The following is a 26,037-nucleotide window of genomic DNA, read 5'->3' on the forward strand; positions in this document are numbered from 1 at the left end:
CGGATGCGAGGATGGGTGACATGGACATTCGCCGCAGGAACAACATCACGGCCATCGGCCCCGCGGACGCGCCCGTCGTGGTGCTCGCGCACGGGTTCGGCTGTGATCAGAACATGTGGCGGCTCGCCGTGCCCGTCCTCGCCGAGCGCTACCGGGTGGTGCTGTTCGACTACGTCGGCTCCGGGGGCTCGGAACTGTCCGCCTGGGACGAGGAGCGGTACTCCTCCCTCGACGGCTACGCGCAGGACGTGGTGGACGTCTGCGAGGAGCTGGATCTGCGGCAGGCCGTGTTCGTCGGCCACTCCGTCAGCGCCATGGTGGGCGTCCTCGCCGCGCGTTCGGCGCCGGAGCGGATCGGCGCCCTGGTGATGGTGGCCCCCTCGCCCCGCTACATCGACGACGACGGCTACCGCGGCGGTTTCAGCGCCGAGGACATCGACGAACTGCTCGTCTCCCTGGAGTCGAACTACCTGGGCTGGTCCTCCGCCATGGCCCCGGTGATCATGGGCAACCCCGAGCGGCCCGAGCTGGGCGAGGAGCTGACCAACAGCTTCTGCGCCACCGACCCCGACATCGCCCGCGTCTTCGCCCGCACCACCTTCCTGAGCGACAGCCGCGACGACCTCGGGAGCGTCACCGTGCCCACCCTGGTCATCGAGTGCTCCCAGGACGTCATCGCCCCCCGCGAGGTCGGCGCGTACGTACACGCCCGCATTCCCTCCTCGCGGCTCGTCACCCTGAACGCCACGGGTCACTGCCCCCAGCTCAGCGCGCCCGAGGCGACCGCGGAAGCGATGCTCGGCTTCCTGAAGGAACTGAGGTGATGAACTGCCAGAGCGGAGAGCCGTCCGAGGCGGGGGACGCGGCCGGTACGGACGCCGCGTTCTCGGCCCTGCTGGAGGACAGCCCCGAGGAACTGTACGAGTCGGCGCCCTGCGGGTACCTGTCGACGCTGATGGACGGCACCATCGCCAAAATCAACAGCACACTTTTGGGCTGGCTCGGTCTGGAGCGCGAAGCGGTCGTGGGCCGCAGGACCTTCGCCGACCTCCTGACGGTCGGCGGGAAGCTCTACCACGAGACGCACTTCGCCCCGCTCCTGCGCATGCAGGGGGAGCTGAGCGGCATCGCCCTGGAGATGAAGGCCGCCGACGGACGCCGCCTCCCCGTTCTCGTCTCCTCCGTGGTCAAGCACACCGACACGGGCGAGCCGCTGCTGATCCGCACCACCGTCTTCGACGCCTCCGACCGGCGCGCCTACGAGCAGGAGCTCCTGCGCCGCCAGGAGGAGGCGGAGCGGGCGCGCGCCGAGGCGGAGGAGGCACGCCGCCAGGCCGAGGCCGACCGGGCGAGGCTCGCGGACGCGCTCGCCGCCCTCCAGCAGTCACTCGTGCCCTCCTCGCTGCCGGAGGTGCCCGGCCTTGAGGCGGCCGTCTACTACCACACCGCCTCGCCCGACCTCCTGGGCGGCGACTTCTACGACCTCTTCCCGCTGGGTGAGGGCCGCTGGGCGTTCTTCCTCGGTGACGTGTGCGGCAAGGGGCCCCAGGCGGCCTCCCTCACCTCGCTCACCCGCTACACCCTGCGGGCCGCCGCGCTGCACGATCCCGAACCGGCCACCGCCCTTGCCACGCTCAACGCGGTGCTGCACGACCGCTACTCCGCCGGCGGCGACCCGCGCTACTGCACCGCCATCTTCGGTGTCATCGAGCCGGGCGCGGAGGAGGGCGGGACCACTGTGCGGCTCGCCTCGGGCGGCCACCCGCCGGCGCTCATCATGCGGGCCGACGGCCGGACGGAGTATCTGCGCACCCCGGGAGGGCTGCTCGTCGGCGCCCTGCCCGCCGTCCCCTTCACCACGGCGTCGACCGTTCTCGCCGCCGGAGATACGATTCTCCTCTACACCGACGGCCTCACCGAGGCCCGCATAGGCCAGACCAGGGAGAGCATGTTCGGCGACGAGGCGCTGCGCGCCTTCGCGGCCGAGCACACCTCCGCGACGGTCCACGAGGTGATCGGCGCGCTGTCCAAGCTCCTGGAGAGCTTCGGCGACGGCCTCGACGACGACACCGCCCTGCTCGCCCTCGGCGTTCCGGCCGTCGGCCCGACCGTTCCCTCGGTAGCGAAGCGACCACGATGAGCCAACTGAAGATCACCCGACGAGACGCGACAGCCGGACCGGTCCTCTCCGTGGCCGGCGCGCTCGACTACAAGTACGCAGGTGGCCTGCGGGAACAGGTCTCCGATCTCGTGCTCGATCCGGGCCGGCGCCTGGTCATCGACCTGTCCGGCCTGGAGTTCTGCGACTCCAGCGGCATCACCGCGCTCCTGGCGGCCCGGCAGCGCGCGCAGGCCGCGGAGGCGGGCCTGGTCCTGGTCGGCGTGCCGCCCAACACCATGCGCATCCTCGCCGTCGCGGGCCTGGACCAGATCTTCGTCATCCGCGACAGCGCGGACGACGTGCTCTGAGAGCCTCTGAGTCCGGCGCGGCCGGTCACGCGGAGCCCTGGGGAGGGACGGAAGGCCCGCTCCCCGCGGCGCGCGTCTTGTTGGCCTTGGCGACCGCGTTCGCGAGCTGCTTCCGCATGGCCGGGGGCAGCTCGTCGCCGTTGACGGTGTCGACCAGGTGCCCGGCCAGGCGGTGGAGCTTGGTGTTGGTGTTCTGCGACGCCGTGACGAGGACCTCCCACGCCGCCTCCGGGCTCAGCGTGAAGACGGACATCAGGATGCCGCGGGCCAGGTCGATGGTCGGCCGGGTCCGCATCGCCCGTTGCAGCTGGGACACGATGGTCCGCAGCTCCTGCTCGGTCGTGCCGCCTGCGGCGGGGCCGACCGCAGGTACGTCCTCGGACTCGTGGGGCTCGAACGGCTCGAACAGGGCGTGCGTGGCGGTCAGGTCCAGCATGCGTTCGACGGCGGGGCTCGTGGTGCGCAGAAGGACGGTCTTGCCGTACCTCAGTGCGAGGCGGCGCAGGGCGAGCAGGAGGTTGACGCCCGAGCAGTCGCAGAAGGCCACTTCGCGCAGGTAGAGGTCGAGGCCCTCCGCCGAGCGGCTCAGGGCGTGCAGCAGATCGGGCCGGAGGCGCTGGCAGGCGTCGAGGTCGAGTTCGCCGCGCACGATGACGCCCACCCGGGCACCGTCCGGCACGGTGTCGACCGTGGCCGGCAGAGGCATCGCGGGCGGCGAAGGGCGAGTGCCCCGGCCTTCCTCGGCACTGTCGGCGCCACCCCCGGTGAGGGGCCGCTCGGGGTGTGCAGGCTCAGGCATGGCCTCTCCCTCTCGTATCGCCTACCGCCGCTACCAGGCTGCCTGCCGCAGCCAAGCACGTCAACTAATGCACGAAAGATAGTACGTGTTTTTGAAATCGTGTAACCGGGGTCGCTAGAGTTGGGTCCATGGATGAAGTGCCCGAGCCTCACACCGGATGGACGTTCCTCACCAACCACGCGCGCGTGCTGGCGGCCATCGCCGACAACCACAACGCCCGCATCCGCGACATCGCCGCACACTGCAGACTCACCGAACGCGCCGTACAGAAGATCATCGTCGACCTGGAGCAGGATGGTTACCTCTCCCACACCCGCGAAGGGCGTACGAACACCTACCGCATCGATCCCGGCAAGGTCCTGCGCCATCCGGCCGAGTCCGGTCTGGCCGTAGCCTCGCTTCTCGCCCTGCTGGCCCACGACGAGGCCGACCGCACGTCGTCGGAGACCGGGCACGCGCCGTCCGACGCCGACGGCCGCCGCCACGCCAGCGCCTGACCCGGAGCCGTGGGCGGCGGTGTTGTCAGTGGCGGGTGCGAGGCTGCTCACCATGGACAGCAACGACGAGCAGCTGCTGCGAGGCCGCGTGTACGGCCAGGACCACGACGACCCCCGCCCCGGCCCGCGGCCGGGGCGTCGCTATGCCGAGCTGGTCGGCGGGCCGCTGGACGGCCTGCTGCTCGACATCACCGACATGACGCGGCGGGAGACGGGTGCCGGTGCCGCCCTGCGCACCGAACTCGGCCGGTACGGCGCGGAGGGACGGGCGACGTACGCCCCGCGCGCGGGCGACCCGCGCCGCTGGGACTGGACGGGGGACACGAGGTGACCGGGCCCCTCACGACGCACCGCTGCGGCGGACCGTAGGGTCCGCCGCAGCGGTGGGGCCGAGCGTGGTGGTGACCGCCTGTCGCGGTCTGGGCCGGCAGGTCCGGCCCGGTGGTCCGTGGTGGCGCGGCACGGGGGTCAGTGGTGGCCGTGGGCCGTGTCGGACGCGCCGCCGAAGAGCCGCGCGACCGCGCGGAACGGCAGCGTGACGACGGTGGCTATGGCGCCGCCGATGGCGCGGAAAACGTCGGCAATGGCCTTCAGCATGTCTGGACCTCCGTACAATCCTGGCTCGCTGCTGATGTGTTTCGGCCTACTGCCTTCATAGGCCCTCGCTCATCGGTTGCCCGGTGAATACCGGTGAAAACGTCGACGCCTTTTCCGCCCTGTCCGTGCGCCGTCCGCGCGTTTCGGGGAAGAAACCCGGCAGGGCTGCTCGCGGGGCGCAGCGCGCCCACCCGGAGTACGCTGCAAACAACTGCATCGAATCCGGCCCGCTCCGGTGAATATCCCTCACCGGAGCGGGCACAAGGGTGCAGCCAATGGTCGACAGCTCGAACCGGAGGCGGCGATACCGCGCCAACCAGCGATTCCTCGCATCAGACGGAAGGAGCACCCGTGCTCAGGCCTCACCCCACGTTCCTGCACAACCTGCTAGAGACCCATGCGGAGCTGCGAGATCTTCAGGCCCGCGAGGACTCGGCCGACGTCCGCCGGCGTCTTGAGGACGTGTCGTACACCCTGTGCGTGTCCACGGGTACCCGGACCCCCGAAGCGGCGCTCGCCGCGGCCAAGGCCCTGCTCGCCGGCGTGACGTCCCAGGACGATTCGCTCCTGGCCGCCTGACGGCCGCCTTCCGTCTCCGGCCCGGGTCCCGCCTCCTTCGGCGGGGCCCGGGCCTCAGTGTGCCAGCGACCGGAAGAAGGCCCTGATGTCGCCGGTCAGCAGCTCCGGCACCTCCATGGCGGGGAAGTGGCCGCCGCGGTCGTAGGACGTCCACCGCACGATGTTGTCGGTGCGCTCGACGATGTGCCGCAGCGGAATGAAGTTGTCCCGCGGGAAGTCCGCGAGCGCCGTCGGCGCGGTGCCCGGCTCCGGGGGTGCCCCCGCGTGGTCGGCGTGCGCGCGCTCGTAGTAGATGCGGGCGGAGGAGCCGGCCGTGCCCGTCAGCCAGTACAGCATCACGTTGGTCAGCATGTCGTCGCGGTCGACGGCCTCTCTGCGGCGGCCTCCGGAGCCGGGCCGCTCCGGGTCGTCCGAGTCGGACCACTCCACGAACTTCTCGCTGATCCAGGCCAGTTGCCCCACCGGTGAGTCGTGCAGGGCGTAGGCGAGGGTCTGCGGCCGGGTGGACTGGATGTCGGCGTAGCCCTGACGCTCCCGGGTCCAGGCGCGCATGCGCTCCCACGAGGCCAGCGTCCGCGCCCGCTCGGCGGGGCTCAGCCGCTCCAGCTCGCGCGCGGACGGCTCACGCGAGGCTCCCGCGCCGGGTATCAGGTTCAGGTGGACGCCGACGACGTGATCGGGGCGGATACGGCCGAGCTCCCGCGAGATCGCCGCGCCCCAGTCACCGCCCTGCACGCCGTAGCGCTCGTACCCCAGCCGTTCCATCAGTACGGAGAAGGCGCGCGCCACCCGCGTGAACTCCCAGCCCGTGTCCCCGGTCGGCCCGGAGAAGCCGAATCCCGGGATGCTCGGGAGCACCAGGTGGAAGGCGTCGGCCGGGTCGCCGCCGTGTGCGCGGGGGTCGGTGAGAGGGCCCGCGACCTTGGTGAACTCCACGAACGAGCCCGGCCAGCCGTGCGTCATGAGCAGGGGAGTGGCGCCGGGTTCGGGTGAGCGCAGGTGGGCGAAGTGGACGTTCGCCCCGTCGATCGTGGTGGTGAACTGCGGCCATGCGTTGAGCCTCGCCTCGGCGGCCCGCCAGTCGTACGTGTGCCGCCAGTGGCGGACCAGCTCCTCCAGGTAGGCGCGCGGGACGCCGTAGGCCCAGCCGACGCCGGGCAGTTCGTCCGGCCAGCGGGTCAGGTCGAGGCGGGTGCGCAGGTCGTCCAGGGCGCGCTGCGGGACGTCGATGCGGAAGGGGCGGATGCTGTCGTCGGTCGTCGTCATCGCCGGTGATGCTACGCGCGGCCCGGCGGAGCATCCCGCTGTTTGTCGTCCGCGGGGCAGGGCACCTGGACACGCGCGGCAAGTCGAAGGAAGTCGAAAGAAGTCGAAGGCAGCGCAGGGGTCGCGGTAACGCGCGGGTACGTGATCGAGGAGCAACTGATGAGCAATGACATGTGGAATTACGTTCCGACCGCCGGGCACGGCGCCGACGACGATCTGACGGGCTACAAGGTCGAGGCCCGCGACGGCGTCATCGGAAAGGTCGACAAGCACTCCAACGAAGTGGCCAATCAGTATCTGGTCGTCGACACCGGCGTATGGATCTTCGGTAAGCAGGTGCTGCTGCCGGCCAGTACGGTCACCGCCATCGACAACAAGGAGCGGCGCGTCCTGGTGGCGTGCACCAAGGAACAGATCAAGGGCGCCCCGGAATTCGACAAGGACAAGCACCTGGGCGACCCCGGCTACCGCGACCAGCTCGGCGGCTACTACAGCCGCTCGGGGCACTGAACCCGCGGACCGGCCCAGACCGCCCCTTCTCTCACCGCGGCCTCCGAACCGATGTGTTCGGGGGCCGCTTCCTCATGCCCGGGCGCAGTCGGGGCAGAGGCCCCAGTACGTGATCTCCGCCCCCGAGACGCGGTAGCCGAAGCGTTCGGTGTCCGGCAGGGCGGCCAGCGGGTCGCCTGTCGGGTGGACGTCCCGGATGGTGCCGCAGCCCGTGCACGCCAGATGCTGGTGCGGCCGGTGGGCGTTGGGGTCGTAGCGCATGGCGCGACCCGCGGTGGCGACCTCGTTCACCTCGCCGAGCGCGACCAGCTCGCCGAGGGTGTTGTAGACGGTCGCGCGGGAGATCTCCGGGAGGCGGGCGGCGGCCCGTGCGAGGACCTCGTCCGCGGTGAGGTGGACGTGTTCACCGTCGAGCACCTCGGCGACCGCCCGCCGCTGAGCGGTCATGCGCCAGCCGCGCGAGCGGAGCCGTTCCAGCAGGTCACTCATGCCCACCAGCCCAACTGTCGTCGTCCGTAGGTGAGTTCGTACGGTCCTGTCATCCGTATTGACTTGGATCGGGTCCATCGTAGGATCGGTTCCGGTCAGTGGCCAAGGGGTGGGACAACAGCAGGGACAGCGTCGGCCGCGCCCCTTCCCCCACCGCACCCGCTCCCAGCAGTGCGATCTGCCCCGTCCGGAAGGATCTCCTCATGACCGAGAACCACGACGCGATCGTCACCGACCCGAAGCCGGAGGAGACGGGCGGCTGCCCGGTCGCTCACACGCGCGCCCCGCACCCGACACAGGGCGGCGGAAACCGCCAGTGGTGGCCGGAGCGGCTGAACCTCAAGATCCTCGCCAAGAACCCGGCCGTGGCCAACCCCCTCGGTGAGGACTTCGACTACGCCGAGGCGTTCAAGACCCTCGACCTCCCCGCGGTGAAGCGGGACATCGCCGAGGTGCTCACGACCTCGCAGGACTGGTGGCCCGCCGACTTCGGCCACTACGGCCCGTTCATGATCCGCATGGCCTGGCACAGCGCGGGGACGTACCGCATCAGCGACGGCCGCGGCGGCGCGGGCGCGGGGCAGCAGCGCTTCGCCCCCCTCAACAGCTGGCCGGACAACGCGAGCCTGGACAAGGCCCGCCGCCTGCTGTGGCCGGTCAAGAAGAAGTACGGCCAGAGCCTGTCCTGGGCCGACCTGCTCGTCCTCACCGGGAACGTGGCGCTGGAGTCGATGGGCTTCAAGACCTTCGGCTTCGCCGGTGGCCGCGCCGACGTCTGGGAGCCGGACGAGGACGTGTACTGGGGCCCGGAGACCAACTGGCTCGACGACCGGCGCTACACCGGTGACCGCGAGCTGGAGAACCCGCTCGGCGCGGTCCAGATGGGCCTGATCTACGTCAACCCCGAGGGCCCCAACGGCAACCCGGACCCCATCGCGGCGGCCCGCGACATCCGGGAGACGTTCCGCCGCATGGCGATGAACGACGAGGAGACGGTCGCCCTGATCGCGGGCGGCCACACCTTCGGCAAGACCCATGGCGCGGGACCGGCCGACAGCGTCGGCGCCGACCCCGAGGCCGCCCCCATGGAGCAGCAGGGCCTGGGCTGGAAGAGCACGCACGGCACGGGCAAGGGCGCCGACACGATCACGAGCGGCCTTGAGGGCATCTGGACGAACACCCCCACCACCTGGGACAACAGCTTCTTCGAGATCCTCTTCGGCTACGAGTGGGAGCTGTTCGAGAGCCCCGCGGGCGCGCACCAGTGGCGCCCCAAGGACGGCGCGGGCGCGGGCACCGTCCCCGACGCGCACGACGGGACGAAGACCCACGCCCCGACGATGCTCACGACCGACCTCTCCCTCCGGTTCGACCCGGCGTACGAGCAAATCTCACGGCGTTTCCTGGAGAACCCCGACGAGTTCGCCGACGCCTTCGCGCGCGCCTGGTTCAAGCTGACCCACCGCGACATGGGCCCCGTGGCCCGCTACCTCGGCCCGGAGGTCCCCGCGGAGACGCTGGTGTGGCAGGACCCGCTGCCCGAGGTCACGCACGGACTCGTCGACGAGCAGGACATCGCCGCCCTCAAGGAGCGCGTCCTCGCCTCGGGCCTCACGGTCTCCCAGCTCGTGTCCACGGCGTGGGCGTCCGCCGCGTCCTTCCGCGGCAGCGACAAGCGCGGCGGCGCCAACGGCGCCCGCATCCGCCTGCACCCGCAGAGCGGCTGGGAGGTCAACGAGCCCGACCGGCTCGCGGTGGTCCTGCGCACCCTCGAAGGCATCAAGGAGGCCTTCGACGCGTCCCGGGGCGACGGCAAGCGGGTCTCGCTCGCGGACCTGATCGTCCTCGCCGGGGCCGCCGGCGTGGAGCGGGCCGCCAAGGACGCCGGCTTCGACATCACGGTGCCGTTCACCCCGGGACGTACGGACGCCACACAGGAACAGACCGACGTGGAGTCCTTCGCCGCGCTGGAGCCGGCCGCCGACGGCTTCCGCAACTACCTCGGCAAGGCGGGCCTGCTGCCCGCCGAGTACCTGCTCCTGGACAAGGCCAACCTGCTGACCCTGAGCGCCCCCGAGCTGACGGTCCTCGTCGGCGGCCTGCGCGTCCTCGGCGCCAACTACCAGCAGTCCTCGTTCGGGGTCTTCACCAACGCCCCCGGCACGCTGACCAACGACTTCTTCGTCAACCTGCTCGACCTGGGCACGACGTGGCGGTCGACGTCCGAGGACGAGACCACGTTCGAGGGCAGGGACGCCGCCACGGGCGCGACGAAGTGGACCGGCACCCGCGCGGACCTGGTCTTCGGCTCCAACTCCGAGCTGCGCGCACTCGCCGAGGTCTACGCGAGCGACGACGCGAAGGAGAAGTTCGTGCACGACTTCGTCGCGGCCTGGGACAAGGTCATGAACCTGGACCGGTTCGACCTGGTCTGATCACCCCGTTCCGACAACTGGTCCGGGCCGCCGCCGCGTACCTACGCGACGGCGGCCCGGACCAGCGCCGTATCCGCCTCCGTGCGCTTCGCTCAGCGCCGGCCGCCGCGCAGCCGGCCGAGCAGCGAGCGGGCCTTGGCGCGGTTGCGCGGGTCCGCCGCGGCCCTGCGAGCGGTGGCGATGTTCCGTCGGCCCTGCGGTGTGCGGCTGTACGCCTTGAGGCGTGCGAGCAGTCCGGCCATGGTTTCCTCCCGGGCTGTGACCGCCGTGGCGGTGGGACGGTTTCGGATGGTGCTGTCTGCCCTGCGGCTACCCCGTGATGACCGCCTGATGCCCTGCCTGTGGCGCCATCCGCTGAGTTGCTGCTTGATATGAGGGTAGACAGTGGTCCCGCGGCTTGGCGCGGTGAAGGCGACGAGAGGAGACGACGTGGCGTCGGACGACGCGGAGGGGGAGCGCCTGCTGGAAGGGCTGAGCGTGGACGAGGCCCGGCCCGAGCGGCCGGTGCTGCTCGACGAGCGCGGCGAGCCCTTGCGGACGTGGCAGGAGAACTACCCGTACCGCAAGAAGCTGCGGCGCGGCGCCTACGAACGCCGGAAGCGCTTCCTGCAGATCGAGATGCTGAAGCTGCAGAAGACGGTCCGCGAGGAGGGCCGGCGCATCGTGGTCATCTGCGAGGGCAGGGACGCCGCGGGCAAGGGCGGCACCATCAAGCGCTTCACCGAGCGCCTCAACCCGCGCGGCGCGCGCACCGTCGCCCTCGACAAGCCCACGGAGCGGGAAGCGGGCCAGTGGTACTTCCAGCGCTACGTGGCGCAGCTCCCGTCGGCGGGCGAGATCGTCTTCTTCGACCGCTCCTGGTACAACCGCGCCGGCGTCGAGCCCGTGATGGGTTTCTGCACCCCCGAGCAGCACCAGCGGTTCCTGGAGCAGGCCCCGCGGTTCGAGAAGATGCTCACCGACGACGGCATCGTCCTGATCAAGTTCTGGCTCTCCGTCTCGCAGGCGGAGCAGCGCACGCGTTTCGCGATCCGCCAGGTGGACCCGGTGCGCCAGTGGAAGCTCTCGCCGACGGACCTCGCCTCCCTGGACCTGTGGGACGCCTACACCAAGGCCAAGGTGGAGATGTTCCGGGCCACGGACACCCCGCACGCGCCGTGGACGGTGGTCAAGTTCAACGACAAGCGCCGGGGGCGCCTCGAAGCGATCCGGCACCTGTTGCTGCTCATGGACTACGAATCCAAGGACAAGGAGGCGGTGGGGGAGGCGGACCCCCTCATCATCGGCCCGGCCGACACGCTCCTTGAGGCCGGGGAGGACCCCACGGACCTGTCGCCGAGCAGGATCGCCGTCGGCGAGCAGGGGCCGGGCCAGCATCCGTGACCATCCATGACGGCGGACGCGCCGTACGACGGTCCTTCGCCGCCGGGGACAGGCCCACTCAGCGCGCGCGCGAAAGTGGGAAAGGGCGCGAAGGCGAGCGTCTGAGGGCGGCCGGCGCGGGAAGCCGACAAGCATGGCTCTTCTCAGGAAACTCGCACGCCCGTTGCTCGCGTCCGCCTTCGTCGCCGGAGGCGTGAACACCCTCAGGGACGCCAAGGGGGCGGCGCCCGCCGCCGAACCCGTGGCGCTCCCCATGGCCTCGCGCATCCCATGGCTTCCGGAGGACCCCGAACGCCTGGTCCGCATCAACGCCGGAGTGCAGCTCGGAGCCGGTCTGATGCTGGCGACCGGGCGGGTGCCGCGCGTGGCGGCCCTGGCCCTCGCGGCCTCCCTCGTGCCGACGACTCTGGCCGGACACCCCTGGTGGAAGGAGGAGGACCCGGAGAGGCGGGCCGCCCAGCGCACGCAGTTCACCAAGAACCTCTCGCTGTTCGGCGGCCTCCTGATCGCCGCGGCCGACACGCACGGCAAGCCGTCGTTCGCCTACCGGGCCCGTGGCGCGGCCGTCGCCGGGAGCAAGGCCGCCCGGCACGCCGGGCACGACGCCGTGGAGGCGCTGAGCGGCGCGGCCGGCTCGGTCCGCTCGATGTCGGGAAACGCACAGCAGGCCGTGGCCCGGCGCCTCTGAGCCCCGGCACCACGGGTCTGAGCCCCGGCACCACGGGCCTTCGACGGGGCACCGACGAAAGCCGCGTCGCACGGCAGTACGGGGATGCACGCCCTGCCCTTGCCTGCGTGGCGCGTCGACCGCGTCACGCAGGTGAGTGGTGAGCCGGGAGAGGCTCGGGGGCCGCCGAGCCGGCGCTCGGCGGCCCCCAGCGGCGTGACGGTGCCCGTACGAGGCGCGGCGGTGAAGATGTTGGCCCACTCGGCTCCATGGACTGGCGCGGGCCGGCGGAATCGGGCGCCGACCGTGGAACCTGCACCCATGATCAAGAACGCGTCCCGCGGCCTGGCCGCTCTCTGCCTCTCCCTCGCCCCGCTCCTCACCCCGGCCGCCGCCCCCGCGCAGGCCGCCGACGTAACCACGCTGGCCGACGCCCTGCACCGCCTGCCGGTGGCCGACGAGGAGCGCGACAACCACACCCGCGGCAGCTTCCCGCACTGGAACGCGGGCCTCGACAAGCGCGACGGCTGCGACACCAGGGCCGAGGTCCTGATCGCCGAGGCGGAGGAAGCCCCGAAGGTCGGCAAGAAGTGCGGACTCTCCGACGGCGAGTGGGTCTCCTTCCACGACGGCCAGGAGGTCTCCGACCCGAGGAAGCTCCACGTCACGCACGCCGTCCCGCTCGGGGAGGCCTGGAGCTCCGGCGCCTCGGCCTGGTCCGCCGAGCGCCGCGAGGCCTACGCCAACGACCAGGGCGCGCCCGGCAGCCTGACGGCCGTCACCTCGCGCGTCGCCCGCTCCCGGGGCGCCCAGGACCCCGGCCAGTGGATGCCGCCGCTGGCCGCGGCCCACTGCCGCTACCTCTCGGACTGGGTCGCCACCAAGCTGCGCTGGGACCTGGCCGCCGACCCGGCCGAACTCGACGCCATCGCGGTCTTCGCCACCGGCGCGTGCCGGCAGACCCCGGTCATCTACACCGCGGTGCCGTAGCGCCACCGCCGCCGCCCCGCCCCCACGTGCCGGGGGTGGGGCGGCGGCGCGTCCGGGACCCGGTCCGCGGCCTCGCGGCTCAGGTCTGCGGAGGCTGGTTCCGGTCCCGGCCGAACTGGTCCTTGAGCCTGTCCTGGGCGCTGTCGACCTGGCCGGAGTACTTGCCCTGCGTCCGCCCGTCGACGTAGTCACCCGCCTTGTCGATGCCCTGGCCGGTCTTGTCCTCGTGGCCCTTGAGCATCTGCTTCAGCTTGTCCATGACTGACATGGGCAACCACCTCTCTGTGTCGCCCCCGCATCCAGGCTCGCAGTGTGCGGCGGGGTTCGCATCCGGGACCGTCGGGACCCGCCGCCTCCGCATGTCCGCGGCCCGGCGGGCGACCCCTGCGGAGGCGGCGCGGACGGGCGATGTCAGTGGCCCGCCGTAGTCTCCGGCGGGTGACCGATACAGAGACGGAACAGCGCACTCTCGACGCCGCGGCCCATGACGTACGTACGGCCCACGCCGTGTACGACGACGCCCTCGGGTGGCTGTCCCGCCCCGGGGCGAGGTCGGGCGGCCCCCTGGGGGCGGAGGTCTGGGTCTTCGACGACACGTTGACGCGGGTGTTGCTGGTGCGGCACCCCTGGCGCGGCTGGGTGCCGCCGGGCGGCAAGGTGGACCCGGGGGAGACGCCACGCGAGGCGGCGCGGCGGGAGCTGCTGGAGGAGACCGGGGTCGCGGCGGACCTCCTCGACCGGCCGGCCGCCGTTACGGTGCGCTCCTACCGCAGCGGCTGGTCCGCCACGTTGGGCGTCACGTTCGCGGCGGTCGTCGACCGGCGCACGGAGCCGACCCCCGAGGACGGGCAGCCTGCCGCCTGGCTGCGGCTCGACGAGCCCTGGCAGGGATGGTTCTCCGACGACCGGTCGCGGATGCGGAGGTACGCCGCCGAGGAGTTGACCGCGCCCGACGCGGGGCGGATGCCTCCGCTGCCCGCACGGAAGACCCTCTGATGAGCCGTGTTCGGCGAACGCCGGGGCCGGAAAGGGCTCAAGGGTTCGACGAGGTCGCGTCATGCGCTATAGTGGATCTTGAGCAGGTCGCCGGAGGAACGGTGACCGAGCACGCGTCGGTGGTCCAAGGAAAGACGCCCCGCTTCCTGCGGGGAAATGCAGGTGCAAGGCCTGCCCGGCGCTCCGGCGAAGCCCCGTCCCGCAACCGCGGGGCGGGGCTTCCGCGTTGAGCACGGGTCCCGGCCCGGAGGTTCGGGACCCGCCCGGCCGCGCTCAGCGGTCCGCCGGCGCCTTCGCGCACAAGTAGGGCCGCGCCAGCAGGAGTCCCGTTCCGGTCAGGGCGATGCCGAGGTAGACCGGGGCCAGGTGGACGAAGTCGGTGTAGTGGATCGTGCCGTGCACCACCACGGCCGGCAGGAAGCCCGCCGCCGCTGCCACGGCCAGGCTCCAGAACACCCAGGCCTCGCCGCGCCGCCACCCCCACGCGCTGACCAGGACGATGGCCACCGCGGCGGACATCAGGGCGCCGCCGAACCCCGCGCGGTCGTGCGCGAGGAACGGGACGATCCTGGGGTTCACCGCGTCCAGCGCCCGCGCGTCCGTGCCGAGGAACGTCAGGTCCGCCGGTACGAAGACACTCGTGAGGCCGACCACCGAGATCACCGCCCCGCCGACGAACAGCCCCGCTCCCGTGACGATCAGCAACAACTGCCCGACCAGGGCCCGCCGACGCTCCGGCTCGGGCCCCTCGGGCACGAGCCGCCAGCGCGGCACGGCGTGCGGGCGACGGCGGACCGCCGCCAGGAACATCGGGAAGAGCACGACGGCGGTGGCCGTGTGCAGGGGCTCCACGAAGCCGGTGGAGAGGAAGTAGAAGAGGGTGGGGAAGCCGATCGCCCCCGACGCCAGGTACGCCTCGCGGGCCCACGGCCGGCCGCGCCTGATGCCCCCCACCGCCAGCCCCGTGTAGAGGGCGCCGATCGACACCATCGTGCCGGCCATGGTGATCCGGTCGTGCTGGAGGAAGTGCACCAGATGGTGGTTGACGCCGTGCAGTTCGTGCAGCGTCATGCCCAGGTAGTCGCGGTCGTACCAGAGGAGTACGGGACCGAGCGTGATCGCCGCGGCACCGAGCCCCGCGCCGGTCATGCCGAGCCCGACGAGCAGCGCCCACCACCAGGCGGGCCAGCGGCGGGGCGACCGGCCGACGTCCCGCAGGGCCGGGGCGGGCGCGGTGGGAGTGGCCGCCTCGGTGACGCGGGCGAACCAGCCGGGCCCGGACGCCACGAGCACCCCGGGGCGGGCGAGCACGACGGCACCCGGATCGTCGAGCACCGCGGCGGCGGCGGTGACCGAGGCGTCGGACACCCGGACCACGCGCGGATCGTCGCCCCGTGTGAACCCGTCGACGTGCGGGGCGAGGGCCGCTTCGAGTGCGGGGCCGCAGTCGCGGACCACCACCGGTATCGAGCGGCCCGCGGCGGCCTCGCGCACGGTCCGCACGTCGGCCGCCGCGACCGGCCCCACCTCCACGACACCGGCCCCGAGCGGCGGCATGGCGCGCACCGTCTCGCGGGCCAGCGAGGGCGGCACGGATATGCCGAGGCGGACCGCCACGGGCACACCGGCCACCTCACCCGCGAGGTGCCGCGGGGGATGCCGGTGGCCGAAGCCCCGGGCGATCAGCCGCGCGCCCGCGGGGCGGGCACCGATCGAGGCGAGCATCCGCAGCGCGGTGAGCTGTGAGCGGCGCCGGCCGATGACGGCGGCGGCCACGCCCCGCAGCGGGTGGTACGTCCAGTCCGGCATCAGTGGTCCCCGCTCTCCGGCGAGGTGACCCGGCCGCCGGGCACGGTCCAGCCCAGCACCGGGGCCATGGACCGCACCGTCACGCGGGCGGGCGTCAGCCGGGCTGCGAGGTCACGCGCGAACACCGCGGGCTCCCAAGCCAACTGGCCGAGCCTGCCGAGACGGGCCGAGCGGCGGGTGACCATCCGGGTGCGCGGGCGGCGCTGCCGGTCGTAGGAGCGGAGGGCGGCGGCCACGTCGGCGGTGCCGTCCAGGCAGTGGGCCAGCGTCACCGCGTCCTCCAGCGCCTGGCAGGCGCCCTGGCCGAGGTTCGGGGTCATGGCGTGCGCGGCGTCGCCGAGCAGCGCGGCCCGGCCCCGTACGAAGGCGGGCAGCGGAGGCAACTCGTACAGGTCGTGCCGGAGCACCGCCTTCTCGGGCACGGCGGCGAGCAGCCGGGGGATCGGCGCGGGCCAGGAGCCGAAGCGGCGCAGCAGTTCGGCGTGCTCGGAGGAGGCGGAGGCGGTCCCGGCGGGGAGCGTGGCGGTCGCGAAGCAGTACATCCGTCCGCCGGGCAGCGCCGTGTAGCCGAACCTCTCCCCGCGCCCCCAGGTCGCCGCACCCTCGGCGGGCGGTTCGGCCAGCGGTTCGGTGACCATGCGCCAGGCGGTGTAACCGGCGTACCGGGGTGACGGTGCGTCGGGCCACAGGGCCCGCCGGACCGCGCTGCGCAGCCCGTCGGCACCGACCACGAGGTCGGGCAGCGACTCACCGTCCCCGTGCTCGACCACGAGGCGGCCGTGGTCCTGGCCAGGACCGGCCTCCTCCTCGCGGACCGAGGTGACCTCGCTGCCGGGCCGCAGGCTGTCGGCGGGCAGCGCGTCGGCGAGCACCCGGAGCAGGTCCGCGCGGTGCAGGACCGTCAGCGGGTGACCGAAGCGCCGCCGGAGGTCCGTGTTGTCCGTGCGGGAGAGCCAGCGGCCCCGGCGGTCGCGTACGCCGCCGCCGTGCTCGACGGCTCCGAGGGACAGGACGGTGTCGGAGAGTCCGAGCGCGTCCAGCGCGCGCAGCGCGTTCGGCCACAGGGAGATGCCGGCGCCGACCTCGGTGAACTCGGGGGCGCGTTCCCGTACTTCTACGCGCCATCCTCTGTGGTGCAGGGCGACGGCGGTCGCGAGGCCGCCGATCCCGCCGCCGACGATGGTCGCGGCGCGCTGCGGCATGAATCCTCGCTCCGGTTCGGGGCGCCATCCCCGGTCAAGTGGCAGTGGTGGCGGTGCCCGTGCGACGTGTGTTCGGCACAGACCCGTCCGAGTGGCGACCTATAGCAGCATGTCGACAGATCTCTGTCAACGCGGGGTGTCGGCCCCGTGCCGCGTTCAGACGCGCACCTCGGGCGGGAAGCCCGTCCAGCGCAGTTCGGCGGGCAGGTGGCGCATGTCGTTGGAGACCAGGAGGGAGGCGGGACGGTCGGGCGGGTAGCGGATGACGGTCAGTGCGGCGTTGGCGTGGTTGAGTCCGAGCCAGCGCCACTCGGGTGCGTACAGCGCGTCCCGTACGAGCCAGGCGATCAGGAAGTTGTGCGTCACGACCAGCTCGTGCCGGTCCTCGTCACCCGGCACGGGACCGGTGAACTCCGCCAGTGCCCGCCGGGCCAGGACGGGACCCCGCTCGTCGGCGTGGGCGCCTTCGAGGAAGCGGAGGAAGAGGTCCGCCGCGTCCGGCGGGAGTTCGTCCCGCTCGGGCACGTGCGGGACGAAGTCGTCCGCCGCTTCCGCGACGCGCAGCGGGACGCCGTCGAGCTGGTCGCCGATGAGGTGCGCGGTCTGCCGTGCCCGTGCCCGCGGGCCGTGGTGGACGGCCGCGAGCGGCACGTCCCGCAGGCGCCGGCCGAGCAGGGTGGCCTGCCGCCGTCCCGCCTCGGTCAGCCCGCTCTCGTCGGGCACCGCCTCGCCGTGCCGTGCGAGGTAGAGATAGCGGGTGCCTGTGCCTGTCATGCCGCACTCCTTCGGGTCCACGGGGCCGCGGGTCCACCGTCGAGTCAGTGATCTTGTGCTCTGGTGGACGCCGCGTCCGCCTCGTGGGTTCCGGCGGACACCGAGTTCGGCAGCGTGCGGACGAGCCGGTCCTGAAGGGAGAGCGGATTCCAGCCACTTGCATGAATGGCCCAAGTGGGCTCCACGGCGCCGACGCCGTTGCGGTAGTGTGTGGAATAGTCCGTGGAATCCCCGCAGTCGTCAGCGCGGCGGTGGAGTTCCGGCGATCTCTCGGGCCCGGAGTTGGGCCCCTCCGCCAGCGGCTGCGTCCAGCGGGACTCTGCACCCGCTTCATGGCACCGGGCCCGGGCACGCCCCTCGGACGATCGTTCCCTGTTGTCGCGCGTCCCTCCATCGGTGCACTGCATCCGGGGTCGGTCATGCGCGGCTATTTCGCCGACGAGCTTCTCCTCATCACTCCTTCCAGCACTACGCCCGGCGTCTGCCTCTTCGGCGAGGTCATCGGCACGCACAAGGGGCCGTTGGCCATCGCCCTCGCCGAACAGAGCCTGCGCACGCAGGAGATCACCGTCGACCTGACGGGAGTGCACTACCTCGCCAACAGCGCCCTGGAGATCCTCGTCGCGCTCGCCAACAACCTCCAGCCGCCGCAGTGCCTGCTCCTGCGCGCTCCCTCCGCACTCGGCCTGCGGGAACGGGTGGTCTCCCGCGGCTGGGACCAGATGGAGACCCTGCGGCTCATCGAGACCTGACCGCACCCCTCGCGGGCGGGGCCCTTGCCGTCGCGGGAGGCGGCAAGGACCCCGCAACCGGTCGAAGGGGCGGTCAGGGCCTCACTCCCCTCGGGTCGTCTCACTCTTCTCGGGTCGCCGTGCTCCCCGGCCGCCCCGGCCACCACGCGGTGTCGCCGATGTCGCGGACCAGCGCGGGCACGAGCAGGGACCGTACGACCAGGGTGTCGAGGAGGACGCCGAAGGCGACGATGAACGCGATCTGCAGGAGGAACGCGAGCGGGATGACACCCAGCGCGGCGAACGTCGCGGCCAGGACGACACCGGCCGAGGTGATCACGCCACCGGTCGCCGTCAGGCCGCGCAGTACGCCCTCGCGCGTGCCGTGCCGCGCGGATTCCTCGCGCACCCGGGACATCAGGAAGATGTTGTAGTCCACGCCGAGCGCCACGAGGAAGACGAAGCCGTAGAGGGGCACGGACGCGTCGGTGCCGCTGAATCCGAACACGTGGTGGAAGACCAGCGAGGACACGCCGAGGGTGGCGACGAAGTTGAGGGCGACCGTCGCGACCAGGAGCAGGGGCATCAGGAGCGAGCGCAGCAGCCCGACCAGGATCACCACGATGATCGCCAGGACGACCGGCATGATCAGCGTGCGGTCGTGCTCCGCCGTCCGCTGGGTGTCGTACTGCTGGGCGGTGTAGCCGCCGACGAGACCGTCGGCGCCGTCCACCGCGTGCACCGCGTCGCGCAGCCGTACCACGGTCTTCTTGGCGGCGTCGCTGTCGGTGGGGTCCTCCAGCGTGGCGTCGAGACGTACGCGGCCGTCGACCACGAGGGGTTCGCCCGCTCCCGGGCGGCCGGACGCGGTCACCGCCGAGGCTTCGGCCACGCCCTCGGTCCCCTGCACCGCGGCGGTGACCGCGTCGAGCCGCGAGGCGTCGGCGATCACGACGGCCGGATTGCCGGAGCCGCCGGGGAAGTGCTCGCCGACGGTCTGCTGCGCCGCCACGGAGGGCGCGTCGTTGACGAAGATCTCGTCCAGGGGGACGCCCTTGGAGTTCAGCGTCGGGGCGAAGGCGGCGCACACGCAGAGCGCGGCGAGCGTCCACGCCCAGACCTTGCGCGGCGCCCGGTCCACGACCTCGGCCACCCTGCGCCACAGGCCGTGCCCGGCGGAACCTTCCCGCGCGGCGCGCGGTTTGGCCGGCCAGTACGCGGTCCGCCCGAGCAGGAGCAGCGCCGCGGGCAGGAAGGTCAGCGCGCTCAGGACCGCGCAGGCGATGCCGATGGCACCGACAGGGCCGAGCGCCCGGTTGTTGGTCAGATCGCTGAGCAGCAGGGCGAGCAGGCCGAGCGCCACCGTCGCGCCACTGGCGACGACAGGCCCCGCCGAACGGCGCAGCGCGGAGCGCATGGCGGTCACCCGGTCGCCGCCGAGCGCCAGTTCCTCGCGGAAGCGCGCGGTGAGCAGCAGCGCGTAGTCGGTGGCCGCGCCGATGACGAGGATCGACAGGATGCCCTGGACCTGCCCGTCGACGCGTACGACGCCGTGGTCGGCCAGCGCGTAGACGATCGCGCAGGCGAGTCCCAGCGCGAACACCGCGCCGATGATGATGACGAACGGCAGCAGCAGACTGCGGTAGACGAGCAGCAGGATCAGCAGGACGGTGACCAGGGCGACGCCCAGGAGGATGCCGTCGATCCCCGCGAAGGCGTCGGACAGGTCGGCCTGGCTCGCCGCGGGGCCCGCCAATTGCGCGGTGGTGCCGGGCACCCGCGCCGCCGCCTTCTCGATCCGTTCCAGGGCGTCGGGCAGTCCGTCCCCCAGGTCGGGCCGCAGCCGCACGACGCCTTGCAGGGCGCGGCCGTCCTCGGCCGCCAGGGCGGGCGACGCGCGGCCCGCCGTGCCGGGGGAGCCGTCCAGCGAGCGCAGGGCGCGGGAGGCGGCCTCCTTCTGCGTGGCCGTCAGACGCCGCGCCCGCTCGTCGCCGTCGGCGGTCCACACGACGACGGCGGGCAGTGTCTCCTCCTGGTCGAAGGCGCGCTGCGCGTCGATGACCCGGGTGGATTCGGCGTTCCGCGGCAGGAAGGCGGCTTGGTCGTTGGTGGCGACCTCGCCCAGCTTCCCGGCGTACGGGCCGAGCACTCCGCCGATGCCGAGCCAGGCGACGAGAAGGAGGACGGGGACGAGCCGGCGGGCGAGTCGTGCACCAGCGGACATGTATCTCCTAGGCCGAGGGCCGGATCGTGCGGGGATGCCGGGCCTTCGGTAGGAGCCCGGTGAGCAGCCTGTATACCGTTCCCGCGTGCTCGGCGGGGCGGCGTGCCCCGGTCCGGACGGGGACGGCCGGGGCCCGCGGGGCGCGGCTTGTACATGTTCCCCCCGATTGACCCGGCAACCCGGTGTGCGCTTGCATCACCGCTGGGCCCCGGCACACGGCGGGGGCGCGCGCCGTCCAGGGGGCAGCATGGCCGGAACCAGACGGAAGAGTCCGAGCGGCAGAGGCGTACGGGCGGCCGGTGGCGGCGCCCTCGCCGTCCTGCTCCTGGCCGCGATCCCGCCCGCGGCCCTCGCCGCACCCGCCGGGGGCGCGGCCTCGCCGGGCCGGGGCCCGGCCACCGGACTGCTCAGCGTCGCCGTCGACGGCGGCCCCGCGGACGGCGCGTCCGGCTCGCCGGTCGTCAGTGCCGACGGCCGCGTCGCCGCCTTCACCTCGGCGGCCACCAACCTCGTACGGGGTGACGACAACGGCCGGTCCGACCTGTTCGTACGCGACCTGCGGGGCGGCGGGCTCAAGCGCGTCGTCGAGCCGCGCGGCGAGATCCACGCGCCCGTGCTCAGCGCGAACGGCCGGTACGTCGCCTACGGCGCGAGCGACGGCCCCCGCTCGGCCGTCATCGTCCGCGACCTGCGCACGGGCCGCTCCGAGCGCGCCGACGTCGGCCTCGCGCCGGAACACGCCGACGGCCATGCGCCCGCCCTGTCCGCCGACGGCCGCACCGTGGCGTTCGCGGTGTACGGCACGGGCCCCGGCCCTGAGGGCGCCCACGCCGTCTACGTACGCGACCTGCGCACCCGGCACACCGAACGCGTCAGCATCCCCGCGGGACCCGACGACGGATTCCGCAGCTTCCGTGCGCCGTCGCTGAGCGCCGACGGAACGAAGGTCGCCTACCAGTACGTGCACGGCAACCCGCCGCGCGGCGACTGGTCCGACCTCTACGTCCACGACAGGGACACCGGCGTCACGACGCAGGCCGACACCACCCACGACGGCGCTCCCGCGACCGGCGCCGCCACCAACCCGCTGCTCAGCGCTGACGGCTCCACGCTCGCCTTCGACTCCGGCGCGCGCAACCTCGTCCCCAAACCCGACCCGAACGACGGCGGCAACCCGTTCGTCCGCGACCTGCGCACCGGCGCCGTCCAGCGCGTCGACGCGAAGGTGCCGGGGCCCGAGGGCGTCGTGTCCGTGGACGGGGTCTCCGCCCACGGGACGAAGCTCCTCCTGGACGCCAAGCCGTTCCTGACCACCGAGGACCCCGAGTACGTCCGCGACCTGCGCACCGGCACCGAGGTCCTGGTCTCCCCCGACAGGGACGGCGGGCCCGGCAACGCCCTGGACGCGCGCATGGACTCCCGCGCGCGCACCGTCGTCTTCGCCGGGTTCGACGAGGAGAACTTCGTGCCGGGCGACACGAACGGCGTCACGGACGTGTTCGTGTGGGGGAACGACAGGGGTGAGCGACCGTGGTGACGCGGCGTACGGTGATCAAGGCGGCGGGCGGCGGCACGCTGGCGGCCGGGCTGACATCGCGGGCCGCGGCAGCCGCGCCCTCCGGTGACGACGTGCTGCTGGTGGTCGAGAAGAGCGGCCACGCGGTCAGCTTCTACGAGGTCGCGTCCGGTCGCCGCCTGCGGACGGTGCGACTGCCCGACTACCCGCACGAGATGGTCGTCGACTCGCGGCGCCGCTTCGCCTACGTCGGGCACTACGGCGTCCGCATGGCCTCCACCGTCGGGGAGGGCGGCGCGGCCGTCTTCGTCATCGACCTCGCCGAGCGGACCCTGTCCCGGACCATCGACACCCGCCCGTTCCACCGCATCCACGGCATGGGCATCGACGGCAGGGACCGGCTGTACGCGCTCAGCGAGGAGAAGGCGGTGCTGCTCGGCTTCGACGACCCCGCCACCGACCGGGCGCCGGTCAGGGCGGTGCCGACGCAGGGCGTGAAGACCCACCTCTTCGCCCTCAGCCGCGACGGTGAACGGGCCTACGTCACCGGCCTGTTGTCGCACACGGTCAGCCTGGTCAGGCCGCACGACGCCGCCGCGCCGCCGGTCCTCGTGACCCCGGGCCAACTGCCGGAGAGCGCCTGCCTCAGCACGGACGAGAAGACGCTGTTCGTCGGCGCCCGCAAGAGTTCCGCCCTGGTCGCCGTCGACGCGCGCACCATGAAGGTGCGGCGGAGCAGGAAGGTGGGCGGCGACCCGCTGCGGGTCTACACCCTCGACGACGAGCGGCTCCTGGTGACGGACATCGTCGGCAACACCCTGACGGTGTGCGCCACCGCCGACCTGCGGCCCCTGCGCACCCTGCGGCTCGACGGCGTCCCCGCCGCCGTGTCGATCCACCCCGACAAGTCGCTGGCCCACGTGTCCCTGCTCGACCTCGACAGGATCGCCGTCGTCGACCTCGACCGCCTGACGGTCGTCGGCGGCTTCGGCACCGGCTCCGAACCGGACGTCTCGGTACTGCTGCCGGCCTGGCGGCGGGCACCCGCTTCCGCCCGGCCCGGTCCGGCTCAGTCCGGTACCGCGCTGTCGGCGGGGGCGTCGCTGCGCCCGTAGTGGTGGGTGGTGAACATGTACAGGAGCCCGGCCGCCACCACGACGCCCCCGCTGAACAGCACGATCCAGTTGTCGTACCAGGGGGCGTCCGGCGTGCGGGGCCAGCAGATGTTGACGATGGCGAAGATCCCGTAGGCCAGCGCTCCGATGTTGACCACCAGGCCCCAGCGGCCCAGGCGGTACGCGCCGCTCGGTCTCCAGCCCTTGAGGCGGGCCCGCAGCGCGGCGAGTACGACCATCTGGAAGGCGCCGTAGATGCCGAGGATCGCGAAGGACACGATCGACGTCAGGGCATCCTCCGAGATCAGCGAACCGACGGCGATCAGGGCGGGCACCACCGCGGCGATCAGCAGCGCGTACGGGGGGACCGCGCGCGCCTCGGAGAACGTCCGCAGGAGCCGGTGGCCGATGATCATCTCGTCGCGGGCGTAGGAGTAGATGAGCCGACCCGCGGCGGCCTGGAGGCTGATCGTGCAGGACAGGAAGGAGATGAGGACGACGGCCATCACCGTCCGCGCGCCCGCCTCGCCGAGGGCGTCGAAGAGGACCCTGACGACCGGGTCGGTGTCCTTCCCCGAGATCACCGCCCGGTAGTCGACGACGGCGAGGAGCAGGGTGAGGCAGGTGAACGTCGCCGCCGCCCCGCCGACGTAGATGGTGCGGCGCATCGCCTTGGGGATCACCTCGCCGGGGTGCTCGACCTCCTCGGCGACGTCCCCGCAGGCCTCGAAACCGTAGTACTGGTAGAAGCCGATGATGGCCGCGCCCAGGAAGACCGGCAGATACGAACCGTCGCCGGACGCGCCGAAGTCGTCGAAGAGGACACCGAGACCGTGGAAGCGATGCGTGGTCAGCAGGATGACGCCGACGGCGAGCGCGCCGAGCAGCTCCGCGCCGAAGCCGATCAGCGCCGCCCACGAAAGGGCCTTCGTCCCGGCGTAGTTGATGAGCACGGAGACGACGATCAGCGCGATCGTGCACAGCACGGTGGTGTGCACGGTGGGCCGGAAGCCGAGCAGGATCGCGATGTAGGGCCCCGCGCCGTACGCGACGCTGGTGATCGTCACGAGCAGCGCCCACAGGTAGACCCACCCGGTCATCCACGCCCAGCGCTTGCCCCACAGGCGCCGCGCCCACGGGTAGACGCCGCCCGCGACCGGGTACTGGGCGACGACCTCGCCGAAGACCAGCGCGACGAGGAACTGCCCGCAGCCCGCCATGACGAAGGCCCAGATCATCGGGGGGCCGCCGTCGGCGAGGGCGGTGCCGAACAGGGTGTACGTGCTCACCACGGGGGAGAGGTAGGTGAACCCCAGGGCGAAGTTGGCCCACGGGCCCATGTCCTTGCGGAACTCCGACTCCTCGTGGCCCGGGGCGGTGCCCGCGGTGCCGTCCGGTGCGCCGGAAGCGGTGGTCACCGGCCGCCCCCGTCGGGGACCTCGGCCCCGGGGCCGGGCCGGGCGCTGATCAGGTCCGCCGCGCGCTCGGCGGCCAGCAGCACGGTCACCATGGGGTTGACGGTCGGCATGGTGGGGAAGACGGACGCGTCCACGATGCGCAGGCCGTCGTGTCCGCGCAGCCGCAGCTGAGGGTCCACGACCGCCATCGGATCGTCCTCGGCGCCCATCTTGCAGGTCCCCGCGGGGTGGTAGACGGTGTGGGCGGCACGGCGCCCGTACTCGGACAGGTCCGCGTCGGACGTCACCTGCGGTCCCGGCGCCACCTCCCGCAGCAGCCATGCGTCGAGCGGCGCCGTCGCGGCCACCTCGCGGGCGATGCGAAGGCCGTCGACGATCGTGCGTTCGTCGTGCCCTTCGGGGTCGGTGAAGTAGCGGAAGTCGAGGGCCGGGTGGACCGTCGGATCGGCGCTGCGCAGCCACATGCGCCCCACCGAGTGGGCGCGCGGCACGTTCGGGGTCATGCAGACGCCGTGCTCGGGCACGGGGTAGCCGAGCCGTTCCGTGTTGACGGTGAACGGCACCTGGTAGAAGTGGAACATCAGGTCGGGGCGCGGGCCGCTCGCGGGGTCGCGGCGCAGGAAGAGACCGGCGTCGGAGTCCATCGCCGAGTTGGGCGGCAGCGGACCCCTGGTCTCCCACACCATCACCGACTCCGGATGGTCGAGCAGGTTCTCGCCGACCCCCGGCAGGTCCGCGCGGACCTCGATGCCCAGCTTGCGGAGCTGGTCGGCGTGGCCGATGCCGGAGAGCATGAGGAGGCGGGGGGTGTCGATGGCGCCCGCGCACAGCAGCACCTCGGCGTCGGCCTCCAGTGTCGACACCAGACCGTGCGCGTCGCGGACCCGCACACGGGTGAAGCGGCCCTCGCTGTCGGGCAGCAGCCGGTGGGCCCAGGTCTCCAGACGCAGCGTCAGGTTCGGCCGGTCGAGCACGGGATGCAGATACGCGACCGAGGCGGAGGAGCGCTTGTTCGTCGCGGGCTCGTAGGCGAGCGAGAAGAAGCCCGTGCCGTCGGTGAAGGGACGGGCGTTGAAGTCCTCGACGACCGGCACACCGAGCCGGGACGACGCGGCGGTGACGAAGTCCTCGGCGATGGCGTTCCGGTCGGCGGCGCCGACGGGCACGATCGTGTTCCGCAGCCGCGCACGGTACGGCAGGATCGTCTCGGGCCCCCAGCCCTCGCACCCGGCCGCCACCCACTCCTCCAGGTCCTGCGGGAACGGCAGGAAGCTGATCAGGGTGTTGTGCGAGGAGCAGCCGCCGAGCACCCGGGCCCGGGAGTGCAGGATGTGGGAGTTGCCGCGCGGCTGCTCCTCGGTGGTGTAGCCGTAGTCGAACTCACCGCCCAGCAGGTTGATCCAGTTGCGGAGCTTCAGGATGCGGTCGTCGCCGACGTCGCTGGGGCCGCCCTCCACCACGCACACCCGGCAGGCGGGGTCCTCGCTGAGCCGGGCCGCGAGCACCGAGCCGGCCGTGCCGCCGCCGATGATCACGTAGTCGTAGGTGGTCGTCGTCTCGTCGTCCATGTC

27 protein-coding genes are annotated in these 26,037 nt (G+C 72.5%); 15 read left to right on the forward strand and 12 right to left on the reverse strand.

Annotated features, from left to right (window positions below; translation table 11 throughout):
* The first annotated feature begins 20 nt into the window (after positions 1-20).
* The 3 genes from AB0I16_RS19385 to AB0I16_RS19395 are packed head-to-tail and all read left to right on the forward strand — an operon-like array spanning position 21 to position 2,469.
* Positions 21-824 (forward strand): alpha/beta hydrolase, encoded by an 804-nt coding sequence (locus AB0I16_RS19385; RefSeq protein ID WP_363250644.1) that lies wholly within the window; start codon positions 21-23, stop codon positions 822-824.
* Positions 824-2,140, forward strand: a complete 1,317-nt coding sequence (locus tag AB0I16_RS19390) for a SpoIIE family protein phosphatase (RefSeq protein ID WP_363250645.1) — start codon at positions 824-826, stop codon at positions 2,138-2,140. The genes AB0I16_RS19385 and AB0I16_RS19390 overlap by 1 nt, the downstream gene beginning before the upstream one ends.
* Positions 2,137-2,469: an STAS domain-containing protein gene (locus tag AB0I16_RS19395; RefSeq protein ID WP_363250646.1), complete on the forward strand. Its 333-nt coding sequence runs from the start codon at positions 2,137-2,139 to the stop codon at positions 2,467-2,469. The genes AB0I16_RS19390 and AB0I16_RS19395 overlap by 4 nt, the downstream gene beginning before the upstream one ends.
* Before the next feature lie 25 nt (positions 2,470-2,494).
* Here the strand turns inward: AB0I16_RS19395 and AB0I16_RS19400 are convergent, their stop codons facing one another.
* Positions 2,495-3,268 carry an ANTAR domain-containing protein gene (locus AB0I16_RS19400; RefSeq protein ID WP_363250647.1) on the reverse strand — a complete coding sequence of 258 codons (774 nt, stop codon included), beginning with the start codon at positions 3,266-3,268 and terminating at the stop codon, positions 2,495-2,497.
* Positions 3,269-3,396: 128 nt separating this feature from the next.
* Here AB0I16_RS19400 and AB0I16_RS19405 point away from each other — a divergent pair, with 128 nt between their 5' ends.
* Both AB0I16_RS19405 and AB0I16_RS19410 read left to right on the forward strand, forming a co-directional pair.
* A complete protein-coding gene (locus AB0I16_RS19405) occupies positions 3,397-3,765 on the forward strand; it encodes a helix-turn-helix domain-containing protein (protein ID WP_363250648.1) in 369 nt (122 codons plus the stop codon).
* A gap of 52 nt (positions 3,766-3,817) precedes the next feature.
* The gene (locus tag AB0I16_RS19410; RefSeq protein ID WP_363250649.1) at positions 3,818-4,096 is read left to right on the forward strand and encodes a hypothetical protein; all 279 of its coding nucleotides are present in this window, start codon (positions 3,818-3,820) and stop codon (positions 4,094-4,096) included.
* A 137-nt stretch (positions 4,097-4,233) separates the two neighbouring features.
* Here the strand turns inward: AB0I16_RS19410 and AB0I16_RS19415 are convergent, their stop codons facing one another.
* Complete coding sequence (locus tag AB0I16_RS19415) at positions 4,234-4,362, reverse strand: LPFR motif small protein (protein WP_252102819.1); 129 nt, start codon at positions 4,360-4,362, stop codon at positions 4,234-4,236.
* A gap of 351 nt (positions 4,363-4,713) precedes the next feature.
* Here AB0I16_RS19415 and AB0I16_RS19420 point away from each other — a divergent pair, with 351 nt between their 5' ends.
* Positions 4,714-4,941: a DUF5133 domain-containing protein gene (locus AB0I16_RS19420; protein ID WP_363250650.1), complete on the forward strand. Its 228-nt coding sequence runs from the start codon at positions 4,714-4,716 to the stop codon at positions 4,939-4,941.
* A 54-nt stretch (positions 4,942-4,995) separates the two neighbouring features.
* Here the strand turns inward: AB0I16_RS19420 and AB0I16_RS19425 are convergent, their stop codons facing one another.
* Positions 4,996-6,207, reverse strand: coding sequence for an epoxide hydrolase family protein (locus tag AB0I16_RS19425; RefSeq protein WP_363250651.1), 1,212 nt, complete (start codon positions 6,205-6,207; stop codon positions 4,996-4,998).
* Between the two features lie 159 nt (positions 6,208-6,366).
* On the opposite strand from AB0I16_RS19425, the gene AB0I16_RS19430 reads away from it, so the two are divergent.
* Entirely contained in the window at positions 6,367-6,717 is a 351-nt protein-coding gene (locus tag AB0I16_RS19430; RefSeq protein ID WP_363250652.1) for a PRC-barrel domain-containing protein, read from the forward strand.
* A gap of 72 nt (positions 6,718-6,789) precedes the next feature.
* On the opposite strand, the gene AB0I16_RS19435 is transcribed toward AB0I16_RS19430, so the two are convergent.
* Positions 6,790-7,206 carry a Fur family transcriptional regulator gene (locus AB0I16_RS19435; protein ID WP_363250653.1) on the reverse strand — a complete coding sequence of 139 codons (417 nt, stop codon included), beginning with the start codon at positions 7,204-7,206 and terminating at the stop codon, positions 6,790-6,792.
* Between the two features lie 203 nt (positions 7,207-7,409).
* Between AB0I16_RS19435 and katG the strand changes: the two genes are divergently transcribed.
* On the forward strand, positions 7,410-9,641 hold the full coding sequence (gene katG / locus AB0I16_RS19440; RefSeq protein ID WP_363250654.1) for a catalase/peroxidase HPI: 2,232 nt from the start codon (positions 7,410-7,412) through the stop codon (positions 9,639-9,641).
* 92 nt (positions 9,642-9,733) lie between these two features.
* On the opposite strand, the gene AB0I16_RS19445 is transcribed toward katG, so the two are convergent.
* Positions 9,734-9,883 carry a hypothetical protein gene (locus AB0I16_RS19445; RefSeq protein ID WP_162933531.1) on the reverse strand — a complete coding sequence of 50 codons (150 nt, stop codon included), beginning with the start codon at positions 9,881-9,883 and terminating at the stop codon, positions 9,734-9,736.
* A 187-nt stretch (positions 9,884-10,070) separates the two neighbouring features.
* Here AB0I16_RS19445 and ppk2 point away from each other — a divergent pair, with 187 nt between their 5' ends.
* The 3 genes from ppk2 to AB0I16_RS19460 all read left to right on the forward strand — a co-directional run bounded on the left by ppk2 (position 10,071) and on the right by AB0I16_RS19460 (position 12,681).
* Positions 10,071-11,024 carry a polyphosphate kinase 2 gene (ppk2, locus tag AB0I16_RS19450; protein WP_363250655.1) on the forward strand — a complete coding sequence of 318 codons (954 nt, stop codon included), beginning with the start codon at positions 10,071-10,073 and terminating at the stop codon, positions 11,022-11,024.
* 133 nt (positions 11,025-11,157) lie between these two features.
* Positions 11,158-11,712 (forward strand): DoxX family membrane protein, encoded by a 555-nt coding sequence (locus tag AB0I16_RS19455; protein ID WP_363250656.1) that lies wholly within the window; start codon positions 11,158-11,160, stop codon positions 11,710-11,712.
* Between the two features lie 300 nt (positions 11,713-12,012).
* Positions 12,013-12,681 carry a DUF1524 domain-containing protein gene (locus AB0I16_RS19460; RefSeq protein WP_363250657.1) on the forward strand — a complete coding sequence of 223 codons (669 nt, stop codon included), beginning with the start codon at positions 12,013-12,015 and terminating at the stop codon, positions 12,679-12,681.
* A 79-nt stretch (positions 12,682-12,760) separates the two neighbouring features.
* Here AB0I16_RS19460 and AB0I16_RS19465 read toward each other — a convergent pair whose 3' ends face one another.
* Positions 12,761-12,949, reverse strand: a complete 189-nt coding sequence (locus tag AB0I16_RS19465) for an antitoxin (protein WP_363250658.1) — start codon at positions 12,947-12,949, stop codon at positions 12,761-12,763.
* 170 nt (positions 12,950-13,119) lie between these two features.
* Between AB0I16_RS19465 and AB0I16_RS19470 the strand changes: the two genes are divergently transcribed.
* A complete protein-coding gene (locus AB0I16_RS19470) occupies positions 13,120-13,677 on the forward strand; it encodes an NUDIX hydrolase (protein WP_363250659.1) in 558 nt (185 codons plus the stop codon).
* 273 nt (positions 13,678-13,950) lie between these two features.
* Here the strand turns inward: AB0I16_RS19470 and AB0I16_RS19475 are convergent, their stop codons facing one another.
* From AB0I16_RS19475 to AB0I16_RS19485, 3 genes are all read right to left on the reverse strand, one after another.
* Positions 13,951-15,486 (reverse strand): hypothetical protein, encoded by a 1,536-nt coding sequence (locus AB0I16_RS19475; protein ID WP_363250660.1) that lies wholly within the window; start codon positions 15,484-15,486, stop codon positions 13,951-13,953.
* Positions 15,486-16,688 (reverse strand): FAD-dependent monooxygenase, encoded by a 1,203-nt coding sequence (locus AB0I16_RS19480; protein ID WP_363250661.1) that lies wholly within the window; start codon positions 16,686-16,688, stop codon positions 15,486-15,488. Before AB0I16_RS19480 ends, AB0I16_RS19475 begins: the two co-directional genes overlap by 1 nt.
* 156 nt (positions 16,689-16,844) lie before the next feature.
* Positions 16,845-17,462, reverse strand: a complete 618-nt coding sequence (locus AB0I16_RS19485; protein WP_363250662.1) for a histidine phosphatase family protein — start codon at positions 17,460-17,462, stop codon at positions 16,845-16,847.
* Between the two features lie 419 nt (positions 17,463-17,881).
* Here AB0I16_RS19485 and AB0I16_RS19490 point away from each other — a divergent pair, with 419 nt between their 5' ends.
* Positions 17,882-18,214, forward strand: coding sequence for a hypothetical protein (locus tag AB0I16_RS19490; RefSeq protein ID WP_363250663.1), 333 nt, complete (start codon positions 17,882-17,884; stop codon positions 18,212-18,214).
* Between the two features lie 100 nt (positions 18,215-18,314).
* Here the strand turns inward: AB0I16_RS19490 and AB0I16_RS19495 are convergent, their stop codons facing one another.
* Entirely contained in the window at positions 18,315-20,417 is a 2,103-nt protein-coding gene (locus AB0I16_RS19495; protein ID WP_363250664.1) for an MMPL family transporter, read from the reverse strand.
* A 247-nt stretch (positions 20,418-20,664) separates the two neighbouring features.
* Here AB0I16_RS19495 and AB0I16_RS19500 point away from each other — a divergent pair, with 247 nt between their 5' ends.
* Complete coding sequence (locus AB0I16_RS19500; RefSeq protein ID WP_363250665.1) at positions 20,665-21,954, forward strand: hypothetical protein; 1,290 nt, start codon at positions 20,665-20,667, stop codon at positions 21,952-21,954.
* The gene (locus AB0I16_RS19505) at positions 21,948-23,048 is read left to right on the forward strand and encodes a YncE family protein (RefSeq protein ID WP_363250666.1); all 1,101 of its coding nucleotides are present in this window, start codon (positions 21,948-21,950) and stop codon (positions 23,046-23,048) included. Before AB0I16_RS19500 ends, AB0I16_RS19505 begins: the two co-directional genes overlap by 7 nt.
* On the opposite strand, the gene AB0I16_RS19510 is transcribed toward AB0I16_RS19505, so the two are convergent.
* Together AB0I16_RS19510 and AB0I16_RS19515 are read right to left on the reverse strand one after the other, a co-directional pair.
* Positions 23,003-24,466: an amino acid permease gene (locus AB0I16_RS19510; RefSeq protein ID WP_363250667.1), complete on the reverse strand. Its 1,464-nt coding sequence runs from the start codon at positions 24,464-24,466 to the stop codon at positions 23,003-23,005. The genes AB0I16_RS19505 and AB0I16_RS19510 overlap by 46 nt on opposite strands.
* Positions 24,463-26,034, reverse strand: a complete 1,572-nt coding sequence (locus AB0I16_RS19515; RefSeq protein WP_363250668.1) for a GMC oxidoreductase — start codon at positions 26,032-26,034, stop codon at positions 24,463-24,465. Before AB0I16_RS19515 ends, AB0I16_RS19510 begins: the two co-directional genes overlap by 4 nt.
* Between the last annotated feature and the right edge of the window lie 3 nt (positions 26,035-26,037).

This window comes from Streptomyces sp. NPDC050703, from assembly GCF_040654435.1.
GTDB lineage: Bacteria > Actinomycetota > Actinomycetes > Streptomycetales > Streptomycetaceae > Streptomyces.